The 12,136-nt window shown below is 39.0% G+C and carries 11 protein-coding genes and 1 tRNA gene; 2 read left to right on the forward strand and 10 right to left on the reverse strand.

Annotated elements, in window-relative coordinates; translation table 11 throughout:
• Window positions 1-325: 325 nt before the first annotated feature.
• The 8 genes from ACF3OC_RS14700 to ACF3OC_RS14735 form a co-directional block, all read right to left on the reverse strand.
• On the reverse strand, window positions 326-538 hold the full coding sequence (locus ACF3OC_RS14700) for a hypothetical protein (protein WP_118194049.1): 213 nt from the start codon (window positions 536-538) through the stop codon (window positions 326-328).
• Between the two features lie 63 nt (window positions 539-601).
• Window positions 602-1,246, reverse strand: a complete 645-nt coding sequence (locus ACF3OC_RS14705; RefSeq protein WP_099371733.1) for an HdeD family acid-resistance protein — start codon at window positions 1,244-1,246, stop codon at window positions 602-604.
• Window positions 1,247-1,310: 64 nt separating this feature from the next.
• Window positions 1,311-2,165, reverse strand: coding sequence for a universal stress protein (locus tag ACF3OC_RS14710; RefSeq protein ID WP_185214046.1), 855 nt, complete (start codon window positions 2,163-2,165; stop codon window positions 1,311-1,313).
• A 20-nt stretch (window positions 2,166-2,185) separates the two neighbouring features.
• A complete protein-coding gene (locus ACF3OC_RS14715) occupies window positions 2,186-3,727 on the reverse strand; it encodes a hypothetical protein (protein ID WP_099371735.1) in 1,542 nt (513 codons plus the stop codon).
• Between the two features lie 59 nt (window positions 3,728-3,786).
• Window positions 3,787-4,944, reverse strand: coding sequence for an HlyD family secretion protein (locus ACF3OC_RS14720; RefSeq protein ID WP_099371736.1), 1,158 nt, complete (start codon window positions 4,942-4,944; stop codon window positions 3,787-3,789).
• A 78-nt stretch (window positions 4,945-5,022) separates the two neighbouring features.
• Window positions 5,023-6,330, reverse strand: coding sequence for a TolC family protein (locus ACF3OC_RS14725; RefSeq protein ID WP_214649548.1), 1,308 nt, complete (start codon window positions 6,328-6,330; stop codon window positions 5,023-5,025).
• A 52-nt stretch (window positions 6,331-6,382) separates the two neighbouring features.
• Complete coding sequence (locus ACF3OC_RS14730; protein WP_099371737.1) at window positions 6,383-6,835, reverse strand: MarR family winged helix-turn-helix transcriptional regulator; 453 nt, start codon at window positions 6,833-6,835, stop codon at window positions 6,383-6,385.
• A gap of 234 nt (window positions 6,836-7,069) precedes the next feature.
• Entirely contained in the window at window positions 7,070-8,350 is a 1,281-nt protein-coding gene (locus tag ACF3OC_RS14735; protein ID WP_165438719.1) for a phage integrase SAM-like domain-containing protein, read from the reverse strand.
• 186 nt (window positions 8,351-8,536) lie between these two features.
• Between ACF3OC_RS14735 and ACF3OC_RS14740 the strand changes: the two genes are divergently transcribed.
• Both ACF3OC_RS14740 and ACF3OC_RS14745 read left to right on the forward strand, forming a co-directional pair.
• Window positions 8,537-8,890, forward strand: coding sequence for a transposase (locus ACF3OC_RS14740; protein ID WP_094258934.1), 354 nt, complete (start codon window positions 8,537-8,539; stop codon window positions 8,888-8,890).
• Entirely contained in the window at window positions 8,883-9,866 is a 984-nt protein-coding gene (locus ACF3OC_RS14745; protein WP_233449869.1) for a transposase, read from the forward strand. The genes ACF3OC_RS14740 and ACF3OC_RS14745 overlap by 8 nt, the downstream gene beginning before the upstream one ends.
• Window positions 9,867-9,977: 111 nt before the next feature.
• Here the strand turns inward: ACF3OC_RS14745 and ACF3OC_RS14750 are convergent.
• Together ACF3OC_RS14750 and mgtE are read right to left on the reverse strand one after the other, a co-directional pair.
• Window positions 9,978-10,051, reverse strand: a tRNA-Asn gene (locus ACF3OC_RS14750).
• A gap of 107 nt (window positions 10,052-10,158) precedes the next feature.
• Entirely contained in the window at window positions 10,159-11,535 is a 1,377-nt protein-coding gene (mgtE, locus tag ACF3OC_RS14755) for a magnesium transporter (RefSeq protein WP_392469627.1), read from the reverse strand.
• Window positions 11,536-12,136 lie beyond the last annotated feature (601 nt).

Genomic DNA, 12,136 nt, shown 5'->3' on the forward strand with positions numbered 1-12,136 from the left:
AAAAAATCGAAATAAAAAACTATTTAGCTAAATAATAAATCTAACCATCCTAAAGGGTATTTTCCGTGTTGCATTTATATATTTATATTAAGCACATAAATTATTTCTCCTTGCTTTTCTAATGACCTAGGTACCTGATTCGATCAGTAAATTACTGGATGCGCTCCTTAGTTTTTAGCTATTTTATAATAGCTAATATTTATACTGTGTTTGATTTTTTTACCCTACCTTTACTTATGATCTTATAAAGGTGGTTTCACAAATTATTATTGTATTTTTAGCATACGGAAACAATCACCCAAACGTTCTATTTCATTTAAATACTTTAAAAAGGCAGCAATTCACACCCGAAACCAAGATTGAATAAAAGAGAAGCAATCTCATCTTCCTTATAATTATCCCCTTCGATTATCAGCATATTATCAACATCTTCGAGGTCAAATTCGATATTGATTTTAGGATACATACATTCTAAATGATTGATAACAAGTCTCGATTCTTGATTATTAGTCACGTTGGTCTTAAATACTGATACCATAATATTATTTTAAAATATAAGTCTGTATATTAATCTATTTGTTGTCCTCTATTAACGAAAAAATTAATTTTTATCGCCATTAATTACTTCGTAATACTCCTCTTTCAAATCTTCGATTTTGTCTTTTAGCTCTTTTCTTAATTTGCCGGGAAGTGTTTTCAGTTTTTTCAATTGGAAAGCCAATACAATAGCAGATATTCCAGCAAAAATAAACGATAAAGCTGTTAATACGACCAATGACATTCCTGTAAAAATCGGATTAGCGATTAGTAGAAACGAGAATATTATCCCCAATACGCTCAAAATTGCCAGATTACCCCATTTGATGACACCGTAATTTTTCAGTTCAAAGGCAAATCCTAATCCTTGGAAAGAACGGAACAGCAAACTAAATCCTACGAAAAACGGCAGTGTAGTTGCAGCAACTTCGGGTTTTGCAACTAAAACAAGACCAATCAGTAAACCAAAAATTCCACTCGTCAGGTACCAGCCCCAACCTTCGAGTTCGTCTTTGTTCTGAACAGAAAACACGATTTCTAAAATCCCAGAAAACAAGAAAGTCAAACTGAAAAATATAGTCAGTGTTAAATAAGTCGCTGCTGGAACTGTGAATAAATAGCCTCCAAGGAGAATGAATAACGCACCAATGATTGCCGGAATATACCAGTGTTTTACGGTGTTGCGAATGGTTTTGAGAAATGTTGCCATAATAATCTATTTTGAATTAAAAATTTTGTTAAAAATAACTATAAAATTTGGTACTAAATCGAAATCAGTTACTGTTATAAATCAGTAAAGCGGTGTTTGAATATTGTAGCAAACGCTTGCTGTAATTGGCTCTGAACAGCCGTTGCATAAAACTCTTGTGCCGATGAATCACACACAACACATCAGTTGGGTTGCTGTTCATAAAATCGTTTAATCCGTCGATTACATCGGGATTTATGACGATTTCCAACGAAAATTCAGGGTTACTGATATTCGATTTCCATTGTTCTATCTTCGTCTCGACTTTCTCTATTTCCTGTTCACTTCCTGCCACATACACACATTTTAGCTGATTTCCTCCAAAAGTCTGCAAACTTTCGTTCAAACGATTTACGATTTTATATTCGTCGTCGTTCAGCATTACAGCGAGGGTAAAATTCCGTACTTCGGAAAAAGCTATATCCGCTGGAATGGCAAGCAAAGGGATTTCCAAATGATTCATCAATTTTTCGGTATTAGAACCAAACAGTTTTTTATCGACCGTATTCGCTCCGGAAGTCCCCATCACGACGACATCAATACCCAATTCATCAATATAATCATCTACAACCTCTTGAAAATAGCCTTTCTCAAAATGAAATTCTACAGGAATTCCCAGTTTGTTATTGTCCTCTGCAATCTTTTCCAATTTCTCAGCCTCGACTTTGAAATCAGACCGTTCGTCGGATTCCAGTTGTTCGTTATAGAAGGCAGCAAAAGGATGTATGCGACTCTGTTCCTCTTCATCTTTCGTCTCTATAATGTGTGTAACGTGAAGAATGTGAACTTCTGCCTTTATTTTCTCCGCAGCGGACAATGCATAGATAAAAGCATTTTCGGCTACTTTAGAAAAATCCGTTAAAAACAATATTTTTTTCATTTTATTAGTTTTCAAAATTTCTAAAACCTATATCCTTTAATGGAGTCTCCTCTAATCTTTTTACGTAATAACACCACTCGTTTGTAATGGAAACTACCGTAAGAATGTGTTGCTATGAAAATCAATATCGGCACAACCAACCAAGTCAATGTTCCCAATACGATTTTTCCTGAAGCCATTAACGCGTTCAGACTAATGTTTTGGTAAATTGCCATACCGTTCGGAATAGCTCCTGCATCGAGATACATCGAAATATCGTTCAAGCTTTGCCATTGTGATTGATAACTTGCCCACCCGATAATGGCACCACCAAGAGCTGTAGCCAGAAAAGACCTAACGACAATCAATACAGCAATCATTCCCATCATCTCATTCATTCCCAGGTTGAGCGAGGCATAAAACCATATCCCAATAAACAGAATACCCATTCCCAGACCTTTTAATATGGACGCATATTCAAGGTAACGTATGTCCATTTGAGGTTGAATAATCAGATAAAGACAAAGCGTATGCAGTGCAAAAAATACAAATCCTAAAGCAATGTAATACTTGAGATACCATTTATTTTTGAAGCCGTAAAACGCCAGTATTCCTGCGATGACGATACCAGGTATCATCCAAAGATTGGTGTGTGCATTAACTAGATTGTTGTATCCCAAGACACCAATCGCATACTGTGTATAAACCGAGGAACTTGCCAGATATAAGCCCAAAAACAGCAACAATATTAACGAATGACTGACATTTCTCTTTTTGAAAACCGAAAAATCAAGCATCTTCCGCTTGAGGGAATTTTGTCTGTATATTAAGGCAATAAATAGTCCCACGCCAATCATCAGCGAACCAACAATATTGGGTGAATGAAACCAGTTTTGCTGTTTCATAAACACAAAGAAATAATTCAGCGACATCATCGAAGCTGCGAATACAACCAGTGAAAACCAGTCAATTTGATACAGTGGCATCTTAAAACCAAAACGTTGATTGTGCTGAAAAATAAGTGATAGTGCTGCAATCACCAACATTATTGCGGACATAAACAAATACGGTGTCTGCCAACTGCCGTCGAATACCATCTGAGCAAAATAATACGCCGAAAGTTGTGCAAACCCAATAGACAACGGATAGAATATCGCATAGAATTTCCCTCGGTCACCTGTTGGAGAAAGAATGAACATCACTGGCAAAACCATTTCAATCAACGGAAACATCTTGAAAAAGCCTATAAGTAAGCTACATACTATCAACACAACAGGGCTGTCCGTTGTTCCGCACATATAGGATAATATGGCGAGGATAATTGCTGAACCGGCAATGATTTCTTTGGTACGGAAACGCATCTTGATGCGCATCAGTATCATAATGGCACAGCCCATCCCGATGGCTCCAGCGTTATTAGCCATCGAGATATATTCTGTATAAGTTGCTAAAGCTCCCGAAATATCCGTGATGTTGCTCGTATATACGCCCGAAACGGTCATCACTGGGAATAATATTCCCAAAATCAATAACAACATCACAGGTTTAGGAACCCAACTTGCAAAAGGTGCTTTATTGTACATAAATTTTGTTTTTCCTCACCCCAACCCTCTCCAAAGGAGAGGGAGGAGTGATGAGTTAACTATTTCAATGTTACTTCCACGTTCATACCGGTGCGAAGTTGCTTGATTTCTTCGGGTTTATTGTTTTCAGTAAATTCGATACGAACAGGAATACGTTGCTGTACTTTCACGAAATTACCCGTTGAATTATCTACCGGAACAGCTGCATATCTTGCTCCAGTAGCTCCCGAAACTGCGGTAATTTTTCCTTCAAAGGCTTTTCCGCCCAAGGCATCTACTTTGATAGTAGCCAAACCGCCGATTTCTACATTACCCATTTGTTTTTCACGGTAATTTGCCGTAATCCAAATGTTTTCTGTATCTACAATCGTAGCGACCTGTTGACTTGGATTCAACAATTGTCCGACATTAACAGTTCTCCTACCCATTATTCCGTCGTGTGGAGCGGTAATCACGGTGTACGAAAGATTTAGCTTTGCCATTTCCAACGCATTTTCGGCACGTTTGATTTCGGCATCGTTCATACTTAATCTTGCCTGCACTTCGTTTACCGACAATTCGCTCGTCGTTTTGGAGTTAATCACAGATTGATATTGTGAAATCTGAGCTTCCAGTTGTGCTTTTTGTGCCTCGAAATCCGATTTTATCTGGTCGAATTGTTGGCGAGTTACAGCTTCGTCTTCCAATAAGTTTTGGTAACGGTTGAAGTTTTGCTCGGCATTCCACAACCGTGCTTTGGTCGCTTCGATATTTGCTTTAGCTGCTTCCACATTTGCACCGACCGTATTGACATTGTTGGCTGCTGTCTTGACCGAAGTTGACGTCGCATTTTTAGATGCTACAGCCGCCATATAAGCTGCCTCTGCTTGTCCTAATTGTGTGATGATTTCACGGTCATCCAAAATCATTAAGGTATCGCCTTTTTTCACGTATTGATGTTCTACAAAATGAATTTCTTTGATATACGCTGAAACCCGTGTGTTAATCGGGTTGATGAACGACTCTACCTGTGCAGCATTGGTATATTTATCATTCCCAACATTGAAATAAGTTTTTACTACAAAATAAAGCCCACCCAAAACCAAAATAAGTATAAAAATATTGAGGATTTTGGTCTTTTTCTGCTTAGACTTTTGCTTGTTTTCCTTTCTCGTTTCCGCAGATTGTTGAACATCTTGCGGTGTGTTTTCTTGGTTGTTATTTGTATTTTCTGACATTTTAGTATTTATTTAAATCCCCAAATGGGAAATATTATCCTTGTTATTTTATCTTAATTCCTTACTCTTTGTTTCTTTTTACAAATTCCCGCTTTCTTTCAACAATTTGTAGTATGCATATACAATACTGATTTCCGAATTGGCAAACTGCAATTCCGCATCTAATTTCTGATTACTTGCATCAATCAAATCCAGCAAAATCGCTAACTGATTGTTGTATTTACTGTTCATAATCCTGTAATTTTCATCTGCCAAATTTTTGTTTGTACCCAATGTGTTGTTTTGCGTCAATGCCTCGTTGTATTTGACATAAGCGGCATTCACAGCAACATCAATCATTTGTTCAGTTTCAATTGCCTGAGCAACAGCTTTGTCTTTTTCAAAACGTGCCTGCTTCATTTTCTTCGGTGCTTTGTATAGGGCATCGATGTTGAAATTCAGCGAAAGTCCGGCACTCCAACCGTGGTTGTACATATCTAACACAGGCGAAGATGTCGTAATCGGGCGAGCCAATTGATTCCCTGCAAATGCCGAAAGTGAAGGCATCATATCTGCACGTGCAATTTTTTCGGAAGTTTCGTAAATATCCACCGCCTTTTTGGTCATCAATACCGTTGGATGATTCTGAGCAAACGTTCTGTAATCGTCCATCAACAATGCTTTTGGAACGTCGTTCAGCAAGGTTTCGTCAGGCACAATTTGTGTACTTTCTGGCAATCCCAACGCCGTGGTAAGCTGTTTATTGAGTATTTGACGGTTATTTTCTACTACTTGCAATGCCAAGTTGAGGTTAGACAATTGCAATTCGCCACGGATAACATCATTCCGAGTGACCATTCCTTCGTTAAAAAACTTATTGATGTTGTCGATACGTTGCTCTGCCAACTGGATATTCTGTTGATAGACATCTTTTTGATTGAGCAACTTGTACAAATCCAAGTAATAACCCAAGACCAAAAGTTTGATATTCTGCTCGTTCGATTGATAATTGAGCTCCATCAATTCCTCTTGCAAAGTTTGCGCTTTGATACCATTTTTGACCAAACCACCTTTCCAAATCAATTGGCTTGCCTCCACGGAAAACGTATTCCCGAAGTGCGGCATATCTACTCGTGTAGAGTTGGAAAAATCTTTGTCGATGATATGTGCATCGCCCAAATAATATGCTTGCAATCCGGCACTGAATGAAGGAAGTTGTGCGTTTTTAGCAACTTCAACACCTTGCCTTGCAATATCAATATCTGCTTTTGACACTGCCAGATTTGGGTGGTTTTCTTTAGCAAGCTCAAACAATTCATCCACAGAAATCTTGCGTTCCTGTCCGTACATTGTGCTTATCGACAATATACCTGCTATCAGCATCGGACCTAATTTTCTAATCTTCATTAATTTTATATTAAACTGTTTCAATTCAAACTATTTATTCAAAAAAATAGACTTAGTCATTAATTCTATTACGCATCTTATTGAGTATATCAACTGTATTACTCATTTCTTCAGCAGAAATATCCACTTGAAAAGATTGATATACTTCATCGAGAATCGGAATTAATTTTTCTTGATAGCTTCTACCTTGTTCGGTCAATACAATCAAATTATTACGTCTATCGGTCGGGTCAGGTTTTCTTTCAACCAAACCACGATTTGTCAAATTATCAATCAACGAAGTAAGACTTGCCTTATTTCGGTTTGTCTTATCAACGATTTCCTGTTGATTGACATTGTCTTTATTCCACAGAACATACAGTACCTCAAGCATTTCCATAGTAACATCGAGTTTGTATTCCTTCACTTTCTGTGAAAAATGTAAATACAAAGCTTTCCGGATATCCCGCATAACTTCCATCAATTCTGCTATTTTAGCTATTTCTGTAGCTTCTTTAATTTTCATTGTGCAAATGTAAAACAAATAATTTGAATTCAAACTATTTTCTAAAAAAAAGTTTTATATCGAACTGTTTTCTATCAGTCGTAGTAATTGTAAACTTGATTTAGTGAACAGAAGACAAAGATTAGAAAACGATTATTTGGGATAAACTCTATCTGCAAAATAATCCTATTTTAACACATTTATCATTGACCTCTAGTATTTTTAGTTCCTTAATCGTAACGTTTTACACAATTTTTACAACAAAAAAAGGATTCCCATCAGCTTTGCTTCAGCTTTTCTTAGCCGTGCAATGACTTTCCCTTGCACATCATCCACAATCTTCCAATCCTTGGCGATATAAATATCAGTTGTACGGTTGCCCTCATCAACGTGGTTCAGTGCAAGGGCTACATCATCTTTGGACATACGGCAATCATTCCTTGCGGTATTGGCAAAGGTGTGCCTTGCCCAATAGAATGTTACGCCCGCCAGCCCCGTCATACGGCATACCTGCTCCATTCCTTTGCTCAAAGCTTTGTTCAGGCATCCGATAGTGGAATAACGTGCTGCCAGCTTGCCGATATACTTTTCCAATAAGGGTTTCGCTTCATCCGTGATTTTGATACTGATAAAGGCATTGTCCTTTCTCCGTTCCGTAGTTTTTGAACGGTTGTATTCAAGCCGTCCGTTTCTGATGTTCTGTTGGCCTATCTGATAAAAATCTACAGCATTTGTACCACAGAGATAAAACGAAAGCATATACAGTTCTTTGGCAAGTTCTGCACGGCTACCGGATTTTGTAACACAATTCTTGATAGCCACAACTTCTGCAAGGGTGTTGTGCTTCTCTTTCGTCCGTGGCGGTGGCGAACCGACCTTGTATTTTTTGAACGGATAATGCTTGATGCGGAATATACCAATATCCTCTTCGTTGTAACGGTTTCTTGCACCGTTGAACAAGGTGCGGAGGTCTCGCATATAGTTATGTACCGCCGAACTGCTCACACCTTTTACCGTTGTCGTGACAGGATTGCCAAATTGATTTATTCGGGTCATGGTACGTTCGGATTTCAAGTAGCGTTCATACGACAGGAGCATCGTGTAATGAATTTGATTTATAGAAAAGGAGTCCGTCTTGAAGTAGTCCACGAGACTGTTACGCACAACATTGAAATTTTCTGCGCTCTTGATTCTTCCAACCTCTTTTAGTCCCTTGATATGCTCGTCACAGAATTTAACGAAATCAACATCTTCGTCCATATCCCTTAGAAAATCCCGCAGGGTTTCCGCAGAGAAATGGTCGAGCTTTGTCTCCAGATCGCTGATCGTTTTTCGGCAGTCCCGCAACTGTCGCTCGACGACATCCGCAACAAACGGATCTTTGATCTTGAAATCTTTGGTCAGTTGCTTTCTGACCACGTAATGGGTCGTGTCAATGTACTTTCTTTTACCTTTGTGATAGACACAGATTTTCACATTGTAAGTGCCATCAGCTTTCTTGTGATGTTCATAAATTTTTGCGCTTACGGTTGCCATAATTTTTTCCTTAAGCACGCCAGAATTTCTGTTACATATTTGTAACAAAATGACGTGAAGTTCAACAAAAAACTATGTAAATCACACCGAACCGGAGAACCCGATCGGCCAAGCGAAGGATCAAGCTGAATTCTTGGGGGGAGTGTTAGAAATTTCTTAGTTTAGCGTCTTTAATACAGATATCCCTTGCAAGAAGCCGAACGTAAATTACTATCCTTATTGATGCCCGAAGGGCTTTTGGAATACTTCCAGATCTTAGAAGTCGATCAGGTCGACAATCAACTCCATATTTATTTAGATGAACTTAATATTGCTCCGACAGGTTATGAGAACAGCAAGTTGGAGTCAAAGGGTTTTATGCCTTCCACCGAGATTTCAGACTTTCCCATTCGAGGCCAGAAAGTTACGCTACATATCCGTCGCCGTCGCTGGACGGTACTGGATACCGGAGATATCATCACAAGAGATTGGAACCTAGTGCGTGAGGGCGCTCGAATGACTACGGAATTCGGGCTTTTTTTAAAGAAGATATTTGGATAGCTATCCTGTAAGCGCCCAATTGGTAGGTCTGTTCTTCCAGATGGACGGCAAGCAACTACAGGATCAATACAAGAATCACCTCAGTGATTTCCATGATTGGGACCAAAAGCCGCATGCAGAGAGCTGGACATTGTTCCCTGAAAACATCTCGGAACACCTGAGCATCGATGAGACCAGCTTTAGCAACGGTGAATTATATACCATTGTTAGCAGTAAATCGGCAAAAGGGCGTAAAGGAACGATCCTAGCAACTATTAAAGGCACAAAGGCTGAGGATATCATAGCTGTTCTTGAGCGAATACCCTTGCGATCAAGGAATAAGGTAAAGGAGGTGACCATGGATATGGCTCCCAACATGGCCAAGGCTATCCGTAGATGTTTCAGGAACGCTAGACGTGTGGTCGATCGGTTCCATGTCCAAAAGTTAGCCTATGATGCCGTACAGGAACTCCGTATCAAATATCGTTGGGAGGTGTTGGATGCAGAAAGCAAGAAGATAATGGAGTCGCGAAAGCGAGGAATCCCATATGAACCGGAATTATTGCCTAATGGTGATACGCTCAAACAGCTGTTGGCTAGATCCAGATACCTTTTGTTCAAGCATCCCAGCCGATGGTCAGAAAGCCAAAAAAACCGGGCTGAATTGCTGTTCATGCGGTTTCCTAAGCTAAAACAGGCTTATGATCTTGGAATTGCCTTAGGAGACATCTTCAACAAATGCCGGGACAAAAAGGTCGCATTTACCAAACTAGGCCTGTGGCATAATCAGGTTGAGAATGCGGGCATTGCTTCCTTTGAGAGCGTAGCAAGATCAATTGCAGCTCATCATCAATACATTCTCCATTACTTCGACAACAGAAGTACTAATGCATCGGCAGAATCATTCAATGCAAAACTCAAAGCTTTCAGGAGCGTCTTCCGTGGCGTTAGGGACACAACATTCTTCCTGTACAGAGTGATGAAATTGTATGCTTAAAAATCTTAACCCCCCAAACTTTCGGTATGATCCCAAGCGAAGATGTCTCTAATCCTCGTTTAAAAAGCAAAAAAGCTGTTTTTCTTATCGAAAAACAGCTTTTTTTGTTTGCTCCTGAAGCTGGGCTCGAACCAGCGACCCTCTGATTAACAGTCAGATGCTCTAACCAACTGAGCTATTCAGGAGTTTAAACCGTCCCTTTCGTTTTCGGTGATGCAATTATCGGAAGTTTAACCGAGAAGTGCAAATATTTTTTCGCGTTTTATCGCAAGTAATTCAAAACCAATTAGAATTATTTAAATAGTACATCCCGCAAGATATAAGTTGCGAAACTAAAGTAAATCACTAAGCCCGTTACATCGACAATCGTCGATACAAATGGCGCGGATGAACTCGCTGGGTCTGCACCAAACCTTCGCAAAATAAATGGCAACATCGAACCTACCAAGGATCCCCACAACACGACACCTACCAACGAACTCCCAATGGCTGCCCCATACAAATACCAAGTATCTCCATAAGTCGATTTGAACACCTCCTCAACAGCAATCCTAAAAAATCCTAATACTCCCAAGATAATTCCCAAAAGCAATCCGGATAAAATCTCTCGCTTCATAACCAACCACCAGTCCCGAAGAGTCACTTCCCCCATTGCCATCGCCTGAATAATCAAAGTCGATGCTTGAGAACCCGAGTTCCCCCCGCTAGACATGATTACAGGCATCAACAAGACAAGAATAGTGGTGAACTTAGCCTCGTAGTGCTGAAGGACATTAAAAGTCAACAGCTGGCCTAAAAATAGCACAATAAGCCATCCCGCCCTTTTCTTCACGAGATGCCAAATCGAAACATCCAAGTACGGCTCATCCAAAGCCTCCGTACCCCCGATACGTTGCATATCCTCGGTGTACTCTTCATTCGCCACCCATAAGATATCATCGATCGTTACAATACCCAACATGATGTCTTGCTCATCAACAACTGGAAGTGCTACCCGATTGTTCATCCGGAAAATAGTCACCGCCTCTTCTTGTGGGTCGTCCGCATGCAATGAGATTAATCGATTATCAATTAAGTCTGCAACTACCTTCTCGGGTTCCGCCAATAAGATATCCTTGATCCGAACGTCATCTATTAATTTCCCTTCCGCATCGATCACATATAAAACATCAATGGTTTCAGATGCTGACCCATATCGACGGATGTGATCCAAAACTCTCGGCATGGTCCAATGTTCCTTCACCGTGATGTAGTCCGGAGTCATCAAACGACCTACCGAATCTTCAGGGTATCCCAATAAGGATAAAGCTTCCTTTCGCTCCTCCGGCGTAAGGAGAATAATCAACCGCTTTACAACATCTCCCTTCAACTCTGAAAAGAAGGATGTACGGTCATCCGGAGGCATCTCATTGAGAAGCTCTCGAATCTTACTAGCCGGTAATTTTTTAAGGATTCTTTCTTGGGTGGGGAAGTCTAAAATACGGAATACATTTACCGCTCTTTTAAGACTTAATGTTTCTAAAAACAAGGGACCGTATTCGGGAAGTTCGTCGATCAATTCTTCAACATCCGAAATATTTAGTTCGTTCAAATAATCCGCAAGCTCGGTCTGATCTCCACGTTCAATCAATTCCTCAACATGTGCTACAAGCATTGCTAATTCTTCCATACGCCTCCTTTATTTTATTATCCTACATTGGTCCAAAAATCGTTTGTGCAAAAGTCGTTTTTTTTACCATAATAATATAATTAATTTTTAATCAATAAATATCACCTCCCACAACTACTCTAAATCCCCAACATACAAACCCAAAATCAAGCCAATTTGTCAGGCTTAGGAAAATCCAAAAACTTGAGAATTCTCAACCATTTATTCATTCCCAAAATCAAACCGAAAAATCGTAAGTATAAAAAGCCTTAAATTCAGCCATCAAAATTCTTTCGTACCAAACCCCTAAAATTATCCTTCTTCAATAATTCGATTTTCAAACTCAATTTTTCCAAGCCAATCAATAAAAATCCAAAACCTCTCAAAAACAAATTTGAAAGCCTACACTATTGAATATATTAACAAATTAACCTACATTTACAAAGCTGATCAAGGAATCAATAATTAATCACATAACTGAGATTAATACATAAAAAACATGCAAAATAAGAGCCAAAACAGCAAAACAAATAAAAGTTTTATATTTCTTATTTTCAATCATTTACATTTATTACCAAAATATTTAATTCAATTAAAATCAATAATTCTTACTAATATATTT

It is taken from the genome of Sphingobacterium cellulitidis (genome assembly GCF_043187465.1).
Taxonomy (GTDB): domain Bacteria; phylum Bacteroidota; class Bacteroidia; order Sphingobacteriales; family Sphingobacteriaceae; genus Sphingobacterium; species Sphingobacterium cellulitidis.